The sequence below is a fragment of the Faecalibacterium sp. Marseille-Q4164 genome (genome assembly GCF_017377545.1).
GTDB classification, from domain to species: Bacteria; Bacillota; Clostridia; order Oscillospirales; family Ruminococcaceae; genus Faecalibacterium; species Faecalibacterium duncaniae.
Genome location: NZ_JAFREJ010000027.1, coordinates 1 through 19372, shown reverse-complemented (window position 1 = coordinate 19372; position 19372 = coordinate 1). Strand labels below are relative to the sequence as shown.

The following is a 19372-nucleotide window of genomic DNA, read 5'->3' as shown; positions in this document are numbered from 1 at the left end:
AGCATACCGCTGGAGAGCGGTCTATAAATACTACTCTTTTATAATACGAGGAGGTTTCATCCAGATTGTTGATGCGTTTCTTTTCAAGATAGTTGTTGACCTTGGACTTGTTGTAGCAGACATAGCCCATATACGTTGCGTTACGAAGGATACGGCTGATTTTTGTACAGGACCAACTGACGTTTCCGTGCCCATCCTTGCGGCCCAGCCGGGAAAGTTCATTGACGATCGCCTTTTCCCCGTAGCCCTGCGAATAGAGCGTGAAAACCATTCGTATGGTTGCAGCCTGTTCCTCGTTGATAACGTATGTACGGTTGACCTTAATCACCCACCAGGTCATGAATGGTAGTAACGACCTTTGCCATGCGCTCCAGACCGCTCCCCTGCGCGAGACCCAGCCGGACGGCAGCCGTCACCCCTTCGACACCTTCATCTGCGCTAAGACCCCGTCCGGCCGCTGGGGCGACCCCGAGGACATGGTGGGCCCCTGCGTGTTCCTAGCCAGCCATGCTTCTGACTTCGTCAACGGCCAGATCCTGTACGCCGATGGCGGCATCCTGGCTTACATCGGCCGTCAGCCCAAGTAACTCCGTCCTTTAAAACAAACAGAAAGCCGCCCGGAAATGTTCTCAGACGCTTCCGGGCGGCTTTTGTCGTATGTCGACCTTCTTTTTCCCAAGTGCTTCTTTCGCGGATGATTGTTCATAATTTGTCGAGCCAATGTTATTTCATATTTCTTGACTTTTTATTGAAAGCATGGCGGCGTAAGTGCTCCAGAATCCATGCATCTGAGAAAATCACACCGGGCAGTTCTTGTAAAGTGCAAAACGATGTAGTACACTTATGACAACTGCCGACAAGCTACACAGCAGAACCGGAAATTCAGTGGGTGTCAGGCACAGGGAATCTTTACGGTGTTCGGGCAAAAGGGGATTCGCAATATGTTTCAGGATTATTCGATTGACGATTACAAAAAGGCATGTTATATCATCCTGCGGCCAGATCTAACTCCGGAATACTTTATCCGGCATTTTGGAATGAGCCGCTATGAGTACAGCATCTGTCAGCAGCGTCTGAAAGAACTGCAAAAGTTCTATGGGATCGAGTATCATTTTGAAGAAAACCGGATCCATTGGACCGTCACCGATGAGAAACAGTTTCAGCAGCACTATAAGGGGATGTGGTCCTTCTACAATCGCCACCGCAGAAACCTTACAAACCGGAGCGAACTGGTCAGAGGGCTTTATATTGCCAGAAAGATTCTTCTTGCCAATGACCATACGGATTTGGATGCTGTGTCAGAAACAATGGTTTTTTCCCGCAGCAATCTGCGCAATGCAATCAAACTTTGCCGCACCTTTTTGCAAAGTTATAACATCCGGCTGGAAAACGCGCCCCATTACGGAGTGTACCCTATGGGCAACGAATGGAACATCCGGCGCTGTCTGATGGCGATCTATAGTCTGCTGGACGTGAACGTTATTCCGGAAGAAGATTATCCTGAGATCGCGGAAGGGCTCAGCAATCCGCACTACCCCGTGCTTCGGGAGAAAGTGTATGAAGCGCTGCTGCATAATAGCTGCAATTATTCCCAGGCACAGGTCCGGCGGCTGACGTATTATATCTTCTTCCAGCACCTGCGCATCCGGCAGGGAAGGATATTTTCCGGTTTTGAAAACATCCATCCGGCCATCATCGGCTATGTCCGCAACTCCGAACGGCTGATGAAGATCAGTGCGGACATTACCCGGTCCTGTTTTGGCGGGGAAGCATTTTCCGAACAGGAGATTTTATCGGTTGCCATGATGTTGTTTGAAATGTATGACGAACCGGAGGAGTTCTGCGCCTTTGTGGAAGCAACCTTTCCCGAGGAAGCCAACGACCTGTACCGCATGGTGGATGGCTATCTGCTGCGAAGTTACGGCTTCTCCATCACCGGCCTGTACAGTTCCATTCTCCGGACAACGCTCTACCGCCTGATCATTCACCATCAGATGGGTTTGCTGTCCGAACATGCAGGGCACTCTGAAAGCCGGGCACAGATGATCTCAGACTATCCGCTGGTGATGCTTCTCTACCAGAACATCCAGCAGCTCCTTGCGGAACGCTATGGAAACGAGGCGGCCGGAATCTGCTGTGCTCCGCTGTGTGAACTGATTGCCTTTTATATTCAGGGGATGGATTATGCTGCGCCGCGGCTCCGCATCGGGATCACCGCCCGTTCCGACATTTATGCTCCCGAAATGATCCGGAACCTTCTCCTTGCAAAGCTGAACCCGCGGTATTACAGCTCGGTGGAATGCTGTACCTATGTTGACATGCTGGAAAACATCCCGGAGGCTCGGAAAAAGTATGATCTGATCCTGTGCGATGAACGCCTGTCCAACGATCCGCTGTTTCTTTCATATGCAGAGATCCGGAACGATCTCAACAACATCAATGCCTATCTTCAGATGCTGCGGGACCTGTTTGGAAATGACCTGAAAAAAGAAGATATCCGCACCCAGGAGCTGAAGCTGAGTGATGGGTGGGCCGAAGAGCTTCTGGCAGAGAGCCGTGCCTTTCCCGTTGCTGCTTTCACGGTGGAAGAAATCCAGAAGAAAACGATCTGTGTGAATGACTGTCTGGTTCTGCTTCTCACGCAACAGACGGCGCCACACAGTCTGCTGCAGTTCGGGAAATTGAAAAGTCGGCTCCGGGTCGGTGACAAGCGAGTCTCCCGTTATCTGCTGCTTTCCGGACGTGTAAATGCCCAAAACATCCGGATCATCAATTTGCTGCTCTACGAGCTGATACAGGACCCGCTGTTCTGGGCTACGCTTACCAGCTGCCCCTGCCCGGAAACGCTGAACAATCAGATTAACCGGCTGCTCAAATGATGCTGCCCTTTTGAAAAAACGATAACACCGCATAGAATTCCTGCTCTCTCTGAGGGAGCGTGGGATCCTGTGTGGTGTTTTTTGTGCACTTTGTCAAAAACAAGCATATGAGCTTGTCAAATTTGTACAATGATGCAATTTTTTATGTAAAGTGCTCGAAAAAATCAGACAAGGAAAGTCTGTGGCAGACTTGTTATAATACACTCAGAAACTTTTCCGGAAAGTGATCCACATCAAAAAAGGAGGACACACAATGATTGCTTTGCTCAGAATTGATGAACGTCTAATCCATGGTCAGGTTGCAACCAGCTGGTCAAAGGCATTGGACATCGACACCATCGTATGTGCAAGCGACGAAGCGGCCCAGAACCCGCTCAAAAAGAAAATGCTGCTGATTGCAGCGCCGCCGGGCAAAAAGACCCATGTTCGCAGCGTGGACGAGGTGATCGGACTTCTGCAGGATCCGCGCGCAGAACGCATGAAGATTTTTTTGCTGACGGACAACCCCAAGGATGCGCTGAAACTGGTTTCGGCGCTGGGACTGAAAAATGTCAACTTGGGTAATTACCACAACCGCAAGGCAGAACATACCGCAAGCGTTTCTATGTATGTGCAGTTGGATCGGGACGATCTTGGTGCATTGAAGGAGATCAGCGAACGTGTTGCGGACGCTTATGTCCAAAGTCTGCCCTCGACCGAAAAAACGTCCCTGAAGGCCTTTGTTGCAGCAGCGGAAAAGGCTGAATGGAAATAAAAAAGGAGGAAACACAGTATGTTAGTTCCTGCATTGCTTGTAGCGTTTGCTTACTGGATCACATGGCTGATTGACGGCATTCTGGGATGGCAGACCATGACCCGCCCGATCGTGCTGGGCACAGTGATCGGTTTGCTCTGCGGTGACCTGAAGGCCGGCGTTATAATGGGTGCCTCGCTGGAAGCTGTTTATATGGGCATTTCCGGCATCGGCGGTTCTCTCGCAGCCGATTATCGTTCGGGTACGGCAGTTGGCGTGGGCCTCGCGATCCTGTCCGGGATCTCCATGGAGGAGGGCATTGCAATCGCAGTTCCGATCGGTGCTCTGTGCCTTGGCCTGATGCCGGTCACCACAATGGTTGGCAACCTGATGGAAGTGCCCCTGATGAACGCCGCCAAGCAGGGCGATGTCAAAAAGTACAACCGTCTGGTCTGGTTCCAGGCCATCGTGCTCCAGCACCTGCTGGATACTGCCGTCATCTTCCTGTGCTGCTACTTCGGATCCACCGTGATCACGACCACATTCGATGCGATCCCCGCCTGGCTGATGAATGGTCTGTCGGCATCCGGCGGTATGCTGGTGGTCGTCGGCCTGGCGCTGACGACCCAGGCCATTTTCTCGAAGTACACCGTACCGTTCGTTCTGGTTGGCTTTGTTCTGACCAAATATCTGGCAATGCCGGTGCTCTCCGTGGCAATCCTCGGCTTTGTCTGTGCCTACATGGTCTTTGATCGTTCTCGTGCTCTGAAGCAGGTTGAAAATACGGTTGGAGGTGACGATTTCTATGCCTAATAAGCAGAATACGATTTCGCCGGAAGAAAAAAAAAAATCCTGAACAAATGCTATTGGGGCTCTCTGTCCTGCATGCGCACCACCAGCAATGTGGTTGGTCAGGGACGTGCCATGGTGCTGTCCACGGCACCGGTTATTGAAAAATATTATCAGGATGACGAAGCCAAAAAAGAAGCGCTTACCCGCCACGCTTCAGAGTACATCAACACAAACCAGACCATGTATGGTCTGTTGGCAGGCATTGCCTGTGCAATGGAAAAGGAACGCGCAGAAAAGGGCAACGTGGAACCCGGCACGATCACCAGTGTCATTGCATCCCTGATGGGCCCCCTGGCCGGTATTGGTGACTCGTTCTTCTTCAACTGTGTCCGTGTTATCGTAGCCGGCATCGCCATCGGAATTGCAGCCGACGGCAATCTTCTTGGACCACTGCTGTTTGTAGCACTGTTCGGCTTCGGTCTTCTTGCACTCAAGTATGTGCTGTTCATGACCGGTTACCGCACCGGCACCTCTTTGATCGATCAGGCTTCGGAATCCGGCATTATTTCTATGCTGATGGAAGTTGCCGGCATTCTGGGTGCCATGATGGTCGGTGTTCTGATTGCTTCCAATATCAAGATCAACATTGCTCTGGCACCGGTGGTCAACGGCGCAGAAATCAACATTCAGGGCATTCTGGACAATGTGATGCCTGGTCTGCTCAGCCTTGTTCTCTGGTGGGGTAGCTATAAGGCTCTGCAGAAGGGCCTGACCCCAGTCAAACTGATCTTCATCATTATGGGTGGATGCATTCTGCTCTCGCTGGTTGGTATTCTGTAAAATTGTGACGGGGAAGGAAGGCTCGCAAAGCACCTTCCTTCCCTAGTTTTTATGTTGAGAAGGGAGAGGTCGAAATGAAACTGCTGACGCAATCGGACGACTACGGATTTACCCGTGGTGTGACCTGTGGCATTCTGGATGCAATTGAAAACGGTGTCGTCCGGAATACCGGGTTGTTTGTAAATATGCCGGAAAGCGAGCACGCCGCATCCTTTATCCAAGATTATCCGCAGGTGTGCTTTGGCATCGACTTCAATATTGTCTCCGGAGATCCGGTCTCTGACCCGGAACTGCTCCCGGACCTGGTGGATCAGGACGGACATTTTATCCGTTCCACCGTCAAAATGGCAGATCCGCGCTTTGGTAAGGAAGAGCTGTGGCCCTACGAACAGGTGCTGACCGAACTGCGGGCACAGCTGAAGCACTTTGTCCGTCTTGCAGGGCAGCCGCCGGAATATCTGCACGGACACTCCATCAGCCGCAGCAGCCCGGCCTATATCCGGGCGATCCGGACCCTGTCGGAAGAAAGCGGCGTTCCGTACAGCGCAGACTGCCACAAAAAGGTGAATATGTACTGGGCTGCCAACGGTTACAATACCAAGCCTTTCACGGTGGAAAAGCAGCTGGAAACCGATGCACTGGCGTATGTCCGGGAACATCTGGATGAGGCACTGGGGCACGAATACGTCCTTTTGGGCGGTCATGTCGGCTTTGTGGATGCAGATCTGTTCCGTTACACGACCTATTCGGTCATCCGCTGCAAAGATCACGAAGTATTCACCTCGGACTTTGTGAAGAACTGGATCCTCCGCAACAACGTTGAGCTGATCACATACCGTGACCTGAAATAAGAAAGGAGAAACAGATGAAACTGATTGTACGAGGCGCCGATTATGCCATGACCGACAGCATCACCGACGGCTGCCTGCGCGCAGCCCGCTGCGGGATTCTGACCGATGTGGGCCTGATGACAAACAATGCTGCACAGGCCCGCTATGCGGTGAACGAGTTGAAAAAGTATCCGCATGTTTCGGTTGGTCAGGACCTGAATCTTGTGTCCGGGCTGCCCGCCAGCGACCCGAAGGACATCCCTGCACTGGTGGATGAAAACGGCATTTTTATTTCTTCGACCCGCCGCAAACTGGAAAATCTGTATGAGATTCCTTACGACCAGATCTACCGTGAAATGAAACAGCAGGTCGAAAATTTCATCGAAATTGTGGGCCGCAAGCCGTGCTACTTTGCAGGGCATTCGCTTTCCACACCGGAAGTCGAGCAGGCCATGGTGGATATTGCAGAGGAATATGGCGTACTGCTGAACTGCTTTGGTCTGAAGGATCTGCCGGTCGGCACACGCTGGTACTATAAAAACATGAAGGTCGACCCGAATGACCGCAAGCCATCTTACGGTCTGGCTGAACAGGGTGCAACGGATGTCATCGGGCATATTCTTTCTGGCGGCTGTGAGTTCGACTTCAATGCACCGTATGCGATGCTTGCAACCCACTGCGGTTACTGCGATGGTGAATTGCAAAACATGTCGACTTTTTCCGTCATCCGCGGCAGAGAACTCGAAGCGCTCTGCTCGCCGAAGATCAAGGAATGGGTCAAGGCAAACGGCATTGAGCTGATCAGCTTTGATCAGTATCTGGCAGAGCACGCGAAATAAACCACCGCGCATCTGCGCTTAAAACGCATAAAGGGATATGCGCCACTGGAAAAAATGGAGCATATGATGACAAAATGGAAAAAAAGACACTATTGGTAAAGGAACCAGGCTTTTACAGGCTGATGCTGATGCTTGCACTTCCTGTGATCATCCAGAATATGATCACGGTGGGCGTGAACATTATGGACACTGTGATGCTGGGCAGCTTTGGTGAGATACAGCTTTCCGGTTCTTCGCTGGCAAATGATTTTATCAACCTGTTCCAGATCGCCTGTATGGGTGTCGGTGGCGGTGCATCCGTTCTCAGTGCGCAGTTTTATGGCAAAGGCGACTACAACAATGTGAAAAAGACGGTTGCGATCATGCTGCGTGTAATTCTCTCTGTGGCCGTCGTCTGCATGGTGATCTCGTTGTTTTTCCCGGAGGAGCTTCTCCGGATCTATACAGCCGACACTGCTGTGATCGAAAAGGGTGCAATTTATCTCCGGTACAGCACAGCTTCTTTTGTAATGATGGCCATCACAATGACCCTGACCTTGATTCTGCGGTCTATTCATGATGTAAAGATCCCGCTCTACGCATCGATTGGCAGTTTCTTCGTCAACATCTTTTTTAACTGGGTCTTTATTTTTGGTCACTTTGGTGTGCCACAGATGCAGATTGCCGGTGCCGCAATCGGAACCGTTCTTGCCCGTCTGTTTGAGCTGATCGTGATCGGCGGACACTTCTTCTTCCAGGAAAAGCAGTTGCGCTTCCGCATCCGGGATCTTTGGATGCCGGTCGGAGATCTGCTGGGTACATACTGCAAATACTGCATTCCGGTTCTGTGCTCTGACATGCTTCTGGGTATCGGCAACAGCATGGTCTCGGTCATCATCGGCCACATCGGAACATCGTTTGTAGCAGCCAATTCCATCGTTGCCATGATCCAGCGCCTTTGCACAGTCATGACACAAGGCATCGGACAGGCCGCGGCCGTGATCACCGGAAACAATGTGGGAAGCGGCAAATTGGACAAGGCTTACCGGGAAAGCACAACCATGATCATCTTGACCGTGTTGTTTAGCCTGGGAACCAGCCTCATTTTAATGATCATCGGGCCGTTTGTGGTCAATGCCTACAACCTTTCCGCTGAAACACATGACATTGCCATGCAGCTCCTGGACGCGATCAGCTTTATCATTGTATTTCAGGCACTGCAGTCCGTGCTGACAAAGGGTATCCTGCGGGGTGGTGGAGACACACGGTTCTGCATGATGATTGATGCCACATTTCTTTGGCTGATTTCCATTCCACTTGGATGGCTCACCGGTGTTGTCTTGAAGTTGCCGGCATTTGTCGTATATGTCTGCATGAAACTGGACTGGATCATCAAGGTTTTTGTGTGTCTGTTCCGTTTCAAAAGTAAAAAATGCTTTCGGATCGTCTCCGACAGTACGGAAGAAAGGAATGCCGATTCATGTTAAAGATTTTTCTGTCCTCTCATGGCCGCTTTGCCAGCGGCATCAGGAGTTCCTGCGAGATCCTTCTGGGAGCGCAACAAAATCTGACGGTTTTTGATGCCTATGTAGACAACGATACCGTGCAGGAGCATCTGGATGATTTCTACAAAACCGTTTCTGCTGAGGATCAAGTCCTGCTTTGCAGCGATCTGTATGGAGGCAGCGTCAATCAGTCAATGTATCCATATCTCCAGAAGCCGAACACGCGTCTGGTCAGCGGCGTCAACATGACATTCATGATGAACGTCTTGTGTGAGGAAGAATTGTCCGATGAGCGACTGGAGGAGATTCTGGAGGAAAGCCGCAGCTATCTGCGCAGGGTAAATCTGGAAACCAATGAGACAGAGGATGAATCCTTCTTCTAAGGAAAAAGCAGTAGGAAAAGCCACGACGAATGTTCATATTGTGACGTTTCATCGTGGCTTTTCTTGCGGTCAGAGTGGCGAGACTCAAGCTCGCGGCCTCCTGCTCCCATAGAAGAAGTAAAAAGACATCGCAAGCCGATGCTGCTCAGTTCAAAAGGAAGCGTTGAGCAGCACCCGGAGGGAGAAGAATGATTCCCAACGCTCTGTAATTTTGGCACCCGCCCAGGCTGCGATTAAGTCTCCCCGGAAATAAAATCTGATAGGACAAAGAAGAAAAAAGCTCTTGGCTTCTGTAATGGAGGCCAAGAGCTTTTTGCATCTTGTTTTGTAAGAGGAAAGAGGTTACAATAATAGAAAAGAAAGCGTATATCAGTCGAATAAGGTGGTAGGCCTATGAAGTTTTTTGAAGCGGTTCCAAGCGAACTTTTCTCGCCGCTGGCTTCGCCCAACCGTATTTTATATGCGGATGCACTGGACGTACTGTACGCAGCATACCAAGAAAACCTGAAAATACGGGAAGATGTCTTGTATTCCATGCTGCGCGGCAGGCTGGAGCAGGAACTGGCGGATGCTACGTTTGAAGATGAAGACATTGACGAAGAGGAACTGAGGGATATCTCTGGCCGCGCTCGTTTTTTGATCCGCAAGCTGTGTAGTAAGGGGTGGTTTGAGAAAGAACGCGGGGACGACTTTGAAGAGTATATCACGATTCCTAATTACAGCAGCCGTTTGCTGGAATTATTCCACCAACTCTGCGATGATAGCCCGGCTCGTGGATATTCCTATGTGTTCGGAACTTTCTCAGTCTTAAAGACCGCCGACGACAGCAACAATGCTTACGATAAAATGACGGCTCTCTATAGTGCCTACGATAACACAACGGCGCTGATTAGCTTGTTGCAAATGGTCTATCATAATGTGAAGCATTATTTTCAGACGCAGATCGATATGCAGGATGTCAACCAGGTGCTGGCTGCACACTTTAACGACTTCGGACAAAAGGTTGTGGAGGCATATATCCGTCCGCTGAAAATCAAAGATTCAGTGCCGAAGTATCGTGTGCCCATTCAGTCTGTGCTTAGGCGCTGGGAAGAGGATGATACCTTGCTGATGGCGATGGCAAATGAAGCATTGCGTGATAAGCGGGGCAAGACATTGGAAGACTGCCGTGCCGATCTGCTGAGGAAAATTTTCTGGATCGAAGAACGCTATGACAATTTAGAGAAGGACTATCTTGAGGAAATTGATACGCAGGTCCGGCGCTATACCAGGGCAGCAACACAGAAAATCGAGAACCTGACGAACCGAGATCAAAGCGTGCGCGGCAATTTGAATGTTTTGCTGACGACACTGTCCAGAAACCGCAGGGCGGCTGAGCTGGTGGACCAGATACAACCGGCATTTCAATTGTATGAGCAGTCTTTTTTGTCAGAAAAAAGTCTGTGGTACCGTAAGCGCCCCGAAAAACGGACAAAAACCGCGTCGGTGCTGATACAAGATGATCAGGCACCGAATACGGAAGAACAGGTCAGAGCGGCACAGTTACTGCAATCGAAATATGGCCGGGCAGCAGTAAATGCTTACGTGCAGGGATGGCTGGGAGACGCTGACATTCGTTGCTCGGAGGAGCTCTCGCTTGAAGAGGACAAGGATTATATCATGAGTTTGCTGGCAATCCTTGGAAGCAAGGATGCATCTGCCGGTTATGTGGTCCAGGAACTCGATGGCATTTTTTGTAAAAATGGCTATTCGATCCCGCAAATGCAGATCCGGAGGAAGGAGAAGAAGCCGTGAATTTTGATTTTGTTACCAATGCAACGGCAAAAGAACTGGAACAATTCAAATCAGTCTGCAATCAGCTGCTCAGCCGCACATACATTGTGCGAACCATCTACCAGCCGGGAAAAGGCAGGGTGGATAACCCAGACTATCTTTTTCTATCACGGCACTATGAGGCTGTACAGGAGTACCTGAGTCTGCTGGACTGGGATTTGCGCAGGGATGAACTGAACGGATACTTTTATGTGTTGAACACAGACGAGGCTAACCGTTGCAACCTCAATAAAAAAGAAACGGCGATTTTGCTGGCATTACGGCTGATCTACGAAGAAAATATGGAACGTTTGGGTTTGGAGCAGGATGCCGTGTGTACTGTGCGGGATGTGCTGGAAAAAGTGGTGACCGACTATCCAGTTTTTCCGGCTAAGCCGAATATGGAAGAGGTCAAACGCGCGTTTACGGTACTGGAAAACCATTCTGTGATTCAAAGACTGGAAGGAAAATTCAACCAGGGCAGCTGCAGGATCGCAATACTGCCCACCATTCTCTCTGCGGTCTCCAGCGAAAAGCTGAACTTGGTGGTGTCTGTTTTGAAAAAGGAGGAAACAGATGAAGAAGCTGAAGAAAATCCTGCTGATCAACTGGCTCTATTTCAGTAAAGAACTGATTGAAGTGGGCGACATCAATTTCCTGACCGGCAAGAACGGCGCCGGAAAGTCAACGGTCATCGATGCACTGCAGATCGTGCTGCTGGGCGAGACAAATTCCCGCAATTTTAATCAGGCAGCCAACGAAAAATCGCAGCGCACATTGGAAGGCTATCTGCGCGCCGACATGGATGATAACAGCCCGTATTCCCGCCGTGGTAAGGACTTTTCTACCTACATTGTCTGCGAATTTCAGGATGAGATGGAGGGCAGCAGTTTTGTGACAGGCGTTACCTTTGACTGCCGCAGCGATGGAAGTTACCGTGATACATTCTTTATTTACACGGGGACACTGCCGGAAAATTGCTTTATTGAACAGGGCGAGGCAATGGAGATTTCTGCACTTCGCCGTTTTTTGAAGCAGAACTATGCACGGACAGAATTTTACGATACCCAAAAAGAGTATCGCCGCAACATGCTTGCAAAGTGGAACGTCCACAACGAGCAGGTCTTACGGATGATGAAGAAGGCTGTTTCGTTCCGGCCAATTGTGGATATCCAAAAATTTATTACGGAGAACATCTGCGATATTCCGGATAAGCCCAATATTGAGCTGATGCAGCAAAACATCCGGGATTATAAACGGCACGAATTGCTGGCGCAGCGTCAGCAGGAAAAGCTGGATGCGCTGCAGCAAATCAGCAGGCTGTATCAGGAGATGAACCAAGCCATAGACCGCTGCCAGATCCAGAAGTTTCTGGTACGGTGGGCAGAAAAAGAAGCTGCGCAGACAGAGATCGACCAGAGGGAATTGGAACGAACTGAATGCAAGGAGAACCTTGCAAATGTGAATGAGCAACGGGAGGAGCTTGAGCGGCAGATCGAACAGAAAGAAACGCGCCGCAGTGAGCTTGAGCTGGCCTGCAGGCAGAGCAACGTTTTCCAGGAGGAAGAGCGTCTGCTCAACATGGAAAAGGCTCTGAGAGATGAGCAGAAAAAGCTGGAACAGGGTCTGCAAAATCTTGAAGTGGAGATTAAGCGGGAAGCACGGCGTTTGCAGAGATTCTGTGGGGAGATACAAGAACTGGAACCGGAAGAACTTCTCATACCGGTGCAGGAAGCGGCGAACACTGCGCAGAAAGCATATGCTGTATTTACTGGTGACGAGAAGGGATTGTTTGCCCGGCCTGTGGAGTTGTTTGAAATGGGGCAACAGGCAGCGGCCGAATTGTCGGATGCTGTCCGCAGTGCGGCTCATAAAACAGAGGATCGTATTGCAGAGCTGAAGAAGCAAGCCGACCAGAAAAGTGCGGTGCTTGCAAATCTGCGCAGGAACATCAAAGATTATCCCCATGGGCTTCTGCTGTTCAAAGACCGGCTGGAAAAGGATCTGGCAGATAAAACGGGGCATGCGGTTCCCGTTTATATTCTGGCTGATGTGCTGGAAATGGCAGATGAGCGCTGGCGTGGAGCGGTAGAAGGCTACCTAAATAACCAGAAATATTATCTGCTGGTGGAGCCGGGACGTTATCAGGATGCACTCAACATTTACGACCGGCTGAAGCAGGAAGCAGAGTACCGTGCGTTTGGTCTGGTAGATATCGGAAAACTGCGGGAAAAAGAAACACTTCGACCGTTGCCCGGTAGTCTGGCAGAAAAGGTGGAGACAGAAAACAAGCTGGCACGCAGCTATGTGGACTATCTTCTGGGTCGGGTGATATGCTGCGACACGGCAGAACAGTTGCGCTGCTATAAGACGGCAATTACGGAAGAAGGAATGCTGTATCAGGGCTATGTGGCCCGCGCACTTCGGAAGGGCTGGATGGAAGACGCCTTCATCGGGCGGCGTGCGGTGCAGCTCCGCATCGACCATCTGGAAAAGGAACTGGCCTGTCTGCAGGAAGAGCTGCGGCATTGGCAGCCGCTCCAGAAGCAGCTGACCGGCCTGCAGGAGCCGCTTTTTACCCAAAGATTCGTCCGAATCGATGTGGCGCAAAAGCAGGAGGACTACCAGCGCGTCCAGATGATCATCAAGGAAATCGCAGAAGTCAAAAATCAGCTTTCCCAGCTGAATCTGTTCTGGTTGGATGAGCAGCGGCGCATCATTGAACAGTTGAAAGAAGAGATCCTTGCATTCAATAAGGAAAAAGATGCGAAAAATGTGCAAAAAGGGAAGTTGGAAGGCCGCATCCATCAGCTGGAATATGAGATCTTGCCGGAAAAATACCAACAGTATGAGGCCATCGAAGATGTTTTGAACGAGGGGTTCACGAAGGAATACCGAGAAACCATCGGCGTTCCCCGCTATCGGCAGGAGCTTGTCCGCTTGAAAAAGGCAGATGTCATCCGCAAGAACTTCGGCGACAGTTTGGCGCAGAGCACAAAGGCGATGGACGGGGCTCAGAAGAAACTGTTTGCAGCACGCAGAGAATATGCAGAACGGTTCAAACCCTGTGCATTCCAGATCGAGGTGATGGATAACACAGAATACGAGGAAGAACGGCGTACTCTGCAGGAAAGCGAGCTGCCCCGATACAAAGAAAAGATCCGGGCGGCACGGGAAAGCGCAATGGAGCAATTCCAGAACGATTTCCTTGCCAAACTGAAATCCAGCATCGACCAGGTGCAAGACCAGGTGCACAATCTGAACAAGGCCCTGCGCCAGGCACAATTTGGCACAGACAAGTACCAATTCCGCGTAGGGCCAAACCCGGATTATCTGGATTACTATAACATGATCACGGCAGATGAACTGATGGAAGGCGAATCCGGTCTATTCGCACTGCCCTTTCAGCAAAAATACGGCCCATTGATCGAAAAACTGTTCAGCCAGATCACAATGGCAGACGATACGCAGCTCAATGCCCGCAAACAGAGCGAACTGCAGGAGAATATCGTCCGCTATACAGACTTCCGGACGTATCTGAAGTTTGATTTGGAAACGACCGATCAGAACGGTTCCAAGCAGCTGCTTTCTCAAACACTGAATATGAAGTCCGGTGGCGAAACACAAACGCCATTCTATATTGCGGTGCTGGCCTCGTTTGCCCAGCTGTACCGCGTCAACGACGCTACCCGTTTTGGTAATACGGTGCGTCTGGTGGTGTTCGATGAAGCTTTCAATAAAATGGATAGTGACCGGATCACGGAGAGTGTACTCCTTCTCCGAAAGATGGGGCTGCAGGCGATCATCTGTACGCCGCCGGATAAGGTCTCGGACATTATGCCCATTGCAGACCGTACGTTATTAGTGGACAAATCCGGATACCGGATGCATATCATTCCATTTGGAAAGGAGATGCAGAATGAAGGAAGCACAGGTGATCCTGAATCGTCTGCTGGATAAGTTTGAAAATAGTAAGCATCTTTCTGAACCCAACACATCCAGACGTCGGGTAATGCTGCGCATTGATAAAAGGGAGTTGCCGGAGTATCAATACGAAGATGCGGTGGTTCGGGACGCTTACAATATTGCAGCGCGGGAGCTGGAGCAGCAGGCTTTGGTGCGTCTGGAATGGGCGAGAAAGCAGAGCGTTCTCTCCTGCATTGTGCTGGATCTGGAACGGGTCGCACAGTGCTATGAATGCGCCGACAGAGTGCATCCGCAAAAAAAGGCAGAAGAGGTTGCAAACATCATCATGCAGAAGCTGGCAGACAATCCCGTTCCATGGATCGCGGCATGGAGTGATGCTGTATGTGCTCAGGTGCGGAACAGCATGAAAGTGCCGACGTATTGCAGAGAAAACGACGGTCTGCTGCAGGAGCTTTTGCTCACGTTTCAACGGTATGCGGAGCTGTCCGGCAGTGTGACGATGCGTGCATTCAGCAGCCAGTGTTTTCACGATACCAAGTATTTTGAGCGAAATGTACGGGAGCTGTTTCTTACCATTGCACGAAAATACAATACCCAACTGGCGGCGGCCTGTACAGAAGCGAAACTTGGTGAGCGGGATCAACTTGCATTTCTGGGAATCTATGCCCGCCCGGAGCTTTACGAACTCTCGGGCGATTGCGCGATCTGCTTGAAGAAAGGAGAACTACGGCTCAGCGTAGCAGAACCTTATGGATTGGCTTTGCCCAGTACACTTGTGTCAGAGATTGTGGACATTGAACTGAAAAACATCTGCTGCATTACCTTTATCGAAAATAAAACGAACTATGATGAATATTTGCTGGCAGAAAAACAGCCGCAAGAACTTGTTGTTTATCACGGCGGCTTTCTGAGCCCGCGGAAGAAAAAACTTTTTGAAAAACTGGCTGCTGCGGCAGGGGAAACCATGCAAATTCGATTCTGGGCAGATATTGATCTGGGCGGTTTTTGTATGTTTGAAAACCTGCAAACGGTGTTCCCACAGCTTGAACCCATGCGTATGGAAGGGCGCTTTGTGGAACAGTACCACAAAAATGGCCTGAAGCGGCCGGAGCAGTATCTGAAGAAGCTGAAGGAAGAGCGGAATGCGGGAAGACATACGCTGTTTGTTGATGCAATTGATAAGATTTTGCAATATGGGGTCACAATCGAACAAGAAACATTTCTGGAGTAGAATTCGTGCGAAGATAAAAACGCTTGTTGCCCCATAAAAACGTACTATTATTCTTTCCAACGCTCTGCAATTTTGACATCCGCTCAGGCTGCAATTAAGTCTCCCCGGAAATAAAATCTGGTAGGACAAAGAAGATAAAAGCTCTTGGCTTCTGTAATGGAGGCCAAGAGCTTTTTGCATCTTGTTTTGTAAGCTGAAAGAGGGTACAATGATAGCAGAAGTACGCACATCGATGAGGTGATAAGATGCTGAACATTTTTTACGGTGATATGAAGGAAGCGGTGTACAATACGGCTTCTTATTTCAAATACGATTACGAGGAAGACTGGATCGTTGACCCGATGGTCAAGGAAATGATTCAGGATGTGGATAAGTCTACCGTTATCGACAGTGGTGTAATTGACAGCCCGGTCTTGGGTAAAATTCCACCGATTGGTTTGTCTGGTGGCGTAAAGACACTGATTTTGGTAAAGTTTGAGCCGGAGAAAGTGTTCAATGTATCGACTTGCGGTGACAACTGTGCAAAGTGGCTGCTCAAAATTGCAGAGCAGGAGGATCGCACGGTGAATTTGCGTCACCTGATGGATTTTGGCAAAAAGCCGTTTACAATAAAAGTGCTGAATACGAATCAAATCGTTCACAGTATGGAAGAGCTGATTTTGGCCGCAGGTGAGTTTGTGTAAAGGGGCTGACAGAAATGAAAGGCATTCATAAAGTGGTCGTTGGCACAAAGTACCTGAAATATGAATTTGAACTGCGACGCAACTTGACCATCATTCGCGGAAATAGCGCAACGGGTAAAACGACTCTCGTAGATATGATTCGTACACATATGAACGATGGAGAGAGTGGACCGGTCACTCTAAATTGTGATAAAAGTTGCTACGTGGTAGAAGGAAATCTTTGGAAGGGACAACTTGACAATATTCAGGACAGCATTGTTTTTATCGACGAAGGAAACGAGTTTGTCAGGACCAAAGATTTTGCGCGTGCGATTCAGCAGACGGATAACTATTATGTTATCGTGACCAGAGAGGGTTTGCCAGCCTTGCCATACAGTGTGGAAGAAGTGTATGGAATCCGAACCTCTGGAAAGTATGGGACACTGAAACAGAGTTATCATTCGTTCTATCGAATTTACCCGGATAGTACGACTGAAAATATTAAACCGGAGAAGATCTTGACAGAGGACAGCAATTCGGGGTATCAATTCTTTGATGCGGTCTGTAAAGAACAGCAAATACAGTGTGATACTGCAAACGGAAAGTCCAATGTGTTTTCCTATTTGAAGGCTCATAGGGATGAAAAAATTATGGTGATTGCAGATGGTGCAGCATTTGGTCCTGAAATGGACAGGGTGTTGCAGTTGGTGCAGACAAGAGAAAATCTGACACTCTATTTGCCAGAATCTTTTGAGTGGCTGATATTATCTTCTGGGATTCTGAAAGATGCGGAGGTCGTACAGATTTTGCAGACGCCGTCTGACTACATCGATGGCAAGGACTATTTCAGCTGGGAACGTTACTTTACGGCGCTTCTGACGGAGAAAACGGCTGGAACATATCTGAATTATACCAAGAAAACGCTGAATGAGGCCTATCTGAAAGATGGCGTGAAGAATGCGATTTTGGATCAGATGGCAAAAGTAAGGTTGAGTTGAAGTGTTATTGAATGAGAAAATCAGACAGATTGGGAGAGGAAAATATAAAAATGCCGGAGTAGGATTGCTCAAAAGTTTTGAAGATAGGTTGGATTACTTCACGTCTATAGTGGAACTCGGTGTGGAAATGACTTCGGTTGAAAATGGGTGGATTTCATGAAAGAGCAGAATGGTAAATTATCAAGGGATGAATTTTTATCGTTTGTTAAGGCAGTCTTGAAGAAAAAATCGTTGGAAGAAAACAAACCGCTCTATTTTGAGTACAGATTATCTGAAAATGGTGAGAAAGAAAAATTTTTAAACCGTTTTGATGCGTTTGCTCCAGAGGGATTTTCCGAGTACCGAAATTCGGTGATTTTTGAGTTTATATACAGCCGCACACTGAAAGCAGAACAGATAAAAAAACGAATAAAGGGTGTGACTGATACCTATAGAAAAAGCTATGATGCAACAATTGTTTTCATTTTAAATACTGAGTTTCAATTTGAAGACTCCAATTCTGCAGTGTGGGACTTAAGTGTCATAAATAATTGGATTGAAGAGTATCCAACTGAATATAGCCATGCGTGTTCATTGGGAATGGAGCGTAAAACAGTTGCGAGTGACAAGGAGAACATACAGCTTTTTGAAAAGCTGTACAGCGAAGGTTTATATTTAAAAAACAATGACAGCTATACGAATGCAATACGCACCTGCATCAAAGAGCAAAATGGCTTTGCAATCGTACTGGGTGCAGGTGTTTCAAAGGAACAGGGTGCAAAAACTTGGGATGAGCTGCTGAAAGATTTTCAAAAAGAAATAGAAGAAAAGCATCTTTTGGATGATTCCAAGGCTGTTTTTGAAGAAGTTGGGGGAAGTAGCTTTACAACGGCTCAGTTATGCAAGGATATCTGGGCAAGCGAGAAAACCTTTGCTTGGCAGATTCACAAAAGCTTATATGATGCAGCAAGGGATTTGGACATGAATACCGAGCTGGGAGAAATTGCGCGATTAGCCCAAAGATGCCAAAAAGATCAAAATTTTAGAATTTTAAGTTACAATTATGATGACTTTCTTGAACAGTATTTGGCTTTTCTTGATGTAAAATGTTGCTCTATATTTACAACAAAGGTAAGATATTCAAACGGACGGGATAGTGCAGACTTTTATGGCATGAATGGACAACCAAATCAAAGTCTGCGATTGTATCATGTACATGGCTTTTTGCCGAAAGTCACAACGAGAGATCAACTGGATATGCTTCACATGAGATCGATTTGTTTGACGGAGGCCGACTATAATATGCTTTATAATCAGCCCTATAGTTGGCCGATTGCAAGTCAACTTTCCTTCTTTAGAGAAAATACATGTTTATTTATTGGGTGCAGTTTAAGTGATCCAAACATCCGAAGACTTTTGGAAATCACCGCATATAATCCACCAAAACATTATGCAATTTTTGCTATGACATATAAAAGCACAGATGCGTTGGGTTACACAACAACAAAACAACTGACATCAAAAGATCGACTTCAAATTGAAAACCATTTTTACCGTATTGGAATCAACATTCTGTGGGTAAAAGATTATAGCGAGATACCAGCATGGCTGCATGATCTGAATCAAGTGATCGTTTAAACGTAGGTATGATTGGTACTGTATTGAACCAATGAAAATATTGGAGGTATCTTTTATGCCCCAAGAAGGCGAGAATAGGCAAAAGGTGGTAAAAGTAAGCTGAAAACTCTTCAAATAACGAAATATCGTAAATCCGAACGCTCTGTAATTTTGGCACCCGCTCAGGCTGCAATCAAGAACCCCCGCAAGTAATTGCGTGAGGGCTTGAAAAAGCACAAATAACGCAATCGAACCGCCCCGGTTTCCGTAACAGGAGACCGGGGCGGTTTTTTGCGCTCACGGAGGGGCAGATGAAAAACACAGTATGAATATATACCATATAAAAATGAATATATGCTAAAATTT

At 48.5% G+C, this 19372-nt stretch carries 16 protein-coding genes and 1 pseudogene; 16 read left to right on the top strand and 1 reads right to left on the bottom strand.

All coding sequences use genetic code 11. From position 1 onward, the window contains the following. A partial coding sequence (locus tag J3352_RS13670; RefSeq protein WP_242699982.1) for a recombinase family protein occupies positions 1-340 on the bottom strand: 340 nt, incomplete at its 3' end. Positions 341-371: 31 nt separating this feature from the next. Here J3352_RS13670 and J3352_RS13665 point away from each other — a divergent pair. The 16 genes and pseudogenes from J3352_RS13665 to J3352_RS13590 all read left to right on the top strand — a co-directional run. Beyond that, positions 372-587, top strand: a pseudogene (locus J3352_RS13665) (SDR family oxidoreductase); the annotation flags it as partial. A 354-nt stretch (positions 588-941) separates the two neighbouring features. Then, entirely contained in the window at positions 942-2879 is a 1938-nt protein-coding gene (locus J3352_RS13660) for a helix-turn-helix domain-containing protein (protein ID WP_097772950.1), read from the top strand. A gap of 253 nt (positions 2880-3132) precedes the next feature. After that, complete coding sequence (locus J3352_RS13655; RefSeq protein ID WP_005936626.1) at positions 3133-3633, top strand: PTS sugar transporter subunit IIB; 501 nt, start codon at positions 3133-3135, stop codon at positions 3631-3633. Positions 3634-3651: 18 nt separating this feature from the next. Then, positions 3652-4425 (top strand): PTS sugar transporter subunit IIC, encoded by a 774-nt coding sequence (locus J3352_RS13650; protein WP_005936623.1) that lies wholly within the window; start codon positions 3652-3654, stop codon positions 4423-4425. 36 nt (positions 4426-4461) lie between these two features. Continuing rightward, positions 4462-5244, top strand: a complete 783-nt coding sequence (locus tag J3352_RS13645) for a PTS system mannose/fructose/sorbose family transporter subunit IID (RefSeq protein WP_317347271.1) — start codon at positions 4462-4464, stop codon at positions 5242-5244. A gap of 74 nt (positions 5245-5318) precedes the next feature. Next, complete coding sequence (locus J3352_RS13640; RefSeq protein ID WP_005936618.1) at positions 5319-6095, top strand: ChbG/HpnK family deacetylase; 777 nt, start codon at positions 5319-5321, stop codon at positions 6093-6095. A 14-nt stretch (positions 6096-6109) separates the two neighbouring features. Next, entirely contained in the window at positions 6110-6913 is an 804-nt protein-coding gene (locus tag J3352_RS13635) for a ChbG/HpnK family deacetylase (protein WP_005936615.1), read from the top strand. Positions 6914-6987: 74 nt separating this feature from the next. Continuing rightward, the gene (locus J3352_RS13630; RefSeq protein ID WP_005936612.1) at positions 6988-8379 is read left to right on the top strand and encodes an MATE family efflux transporter; all 1392 of its coding nucleotides are present in this window, start codon (positions 6988-6990) and stop codon (positions 8377-8379) included. Further along, positions 8373-8780 carry a PTS sugar transporter subunit IIA gene (locus J3352_RS13625; protein WP_005936609.1) on the top strand — a complete coding sequence of 136 codons (408 nt, stop codon included), beginning with the start codon at positions 8373-8375 and terminating at the stop codon, positions 8778-8780. Before J3352_RS13630 ends, J3352_RS13625 begins: the two co-directional genes overlap by 7 nt. 393 nt (positions 8781-9173) lie before the next feature. Beyond that, positions 9174-10574: a Wadjet anti-phage system protein JetA family protein gene (locus J3352_RS13620; protein WP_005936604.1), complete on the top strand. Its 1401-nt coding sequence runs from the start codon at positions 9174-9176 to the stop codon at positions 10572-10574. Then, a complete protein-coding gene (locus tag J3352_RS13615) occupies positions 10571-11218 on the top strand; it encodes a DUF4194 domain-containing protein (RefSeq protein ID WP_005936600.1) in 648 nt (215 codons plus the stop codon). Before J3352_RS13620 ends, J3352_RS13615 begins: the two co-directional genes overlap by 4 nt. Next, the gene (locus J3352_RS13610) at positions 11169-14552 is read left to right on the top strand and encodes an ATP-binding protein (protein ID WP_005936598.1); all 3384 of its coding nucleotides are present in this window, start codon (positions 11169-11171) and stop codon (positions 14550-14552) included. Before J3352_RS13615 ends, J3352_RS13610 begins: the two co-directional genes overlap by 50 nt. Next, positions 14512-15750, top strand: a complete 1239-nt coding sequence (locus J3352_RS13605) for a Wadjet anti-phage system protein JetD domain-containing protein (RefSeq protein ID WP_156067533.1) — start codon at positions 14512-14514, stop codon at positions 15748-15750. The genes J3352_RS13610 and J3352_RS13605 overlap by 41 nt, the downstream gene beginning before the upstream one ends. A 245-nt stretch (positions 15751-15995) precedes the next feature. Beyond that, positions 15996-16433: a DUF4869 domain-containing protein gene (locus tag J3352_RS13600; RefSeq protein WP_005920841.1), complete on the top strand. Its 438-nt coding sequence runs from the start codon at positions 15996-15998 to the stop codon at positions 16431-16433. A 14-nt stretch (positions 16434-16447) separates the two neighbouring features. Then, the gene (locus J3352_RS13595) at positions 16448-17410 is read left to right on the top strand and encodes a hypothetical protein (RefSeq protein WP_005936589.1); all 963 of its coding nucleotides are present in this window, start codon (positions 16448-16450) and stop codon (positions 17408-17410) included. Positions 17411-17566: 156 nt separating this feature from the next. Further along, positions 17567-19027 (top strand): SIR2 family protein, encoded by a 1461-nt coding sequence (locus J3352_RS13590; protein WP_005936586.1) that lies wholly within the window; start codon positions 17567-17569, stop codon positions 19025-19027. The last annotated feature ends 345 nt before the right edge of the window (positions 19028-19372 follow it).

What these genes read in the sequence shown, in the direction of transcription:
- J3352_RS13660 (WP_097772950.1), top strand. Translation starts at nt 942, where the DNA reads ATGTTTCAGGATTATTCGATTGACGATTACAAAAAGGCATGTTATATC.
- J3352_RS13655 (WP_005936626.1), top strand. Translation starts at nt 3,133, where the DNA reads ATGATTGCTTTGCTCAGAATTGATGAACGTCTAATCCATGGTCAGGTT.
- J3352_RS13650 (WP_005936623.1), top strand. Translation starts at nt 3,652, where the DNA reads ATGTTAGTTCCTGCATTGCTTGTAGCGTTTGCTTACTGGATCACATGG.
- J3352_RS13640 (WP_005936618.1), top strand. Translation starts at nt 5,319, where the DNA reads ATGAAACTGCTGACGCAATCGGACGACTACGGATTTACCCGTGGTGTG.
- J3352_RS13635 (WP_005936615.1), top strand. Translation starts at nt 6,110, where the DNA reads ATGAAACTGATTGTACGAGGCGCCGATTATGCCATGACCGACAGCATC.
- J3352_RS13630 (WP_005936612.1), top strand. Translation starts at nt 6,988, where the DNA reads ATGGAAAAAAAGACACTATTGGTAAAGGAACCAGGCTTTTACAGGCTG.
- J3352_RS13625 (WP_005936609.1), top strand. Translation starts at nt 8,373, where the DNA reads ATGTTAAAGATTTTTCTGTCCTCTCATGGCCGCTTTGCCAGCGGCATC.
- J3352_RS13620 (WP_005936604.1), top strand. Translation starts at nt 9,174, where the DNA reads ATGAAGTTTTTTGAAGCGGTTCCAAGCGAACTTTTCTCGCCGCTGGCT.
- J3352_RS13610 (WP_005936598.1), top strand. Translation starts at nt 11,169, where the DNA reads ATGAAGAAGCTGAAGAAAATCCTGCTGATCAACTGGCTCTATTTCAGT.
- J3352_RS13605 (WP_156067533.1), top strand. Translation starts at nt 14,512, where the DNA reads ATGAAGGAAGCACAGGTGATCCTGAATCGTCTGCTGGATAAGTTTGAA.
- J3352_RS13600 (WP_005920841.1), top strand. Translation starts at nt 15,996, where the DNA reads ATGCTGAACATTTTTTACGGTGATATGAAGGAAGCGGTGTACAATACG.
- J3352_RS13595 (WP_005936589.1), top strand. Translation starts at nt 16,448, where the DNA reads ATGAAAGGCATTCATAAAGTGGTCGTTGGCACAAAGTACCTGAAATAT.
- J3352_RS13590 (WP_005936586.1), top strand. Translation starts at nt 17,567, where the DNA reads ATGAAAGAGCAGAATGGTAAATTATCAAGGGATGAATTTTTATCGTTT.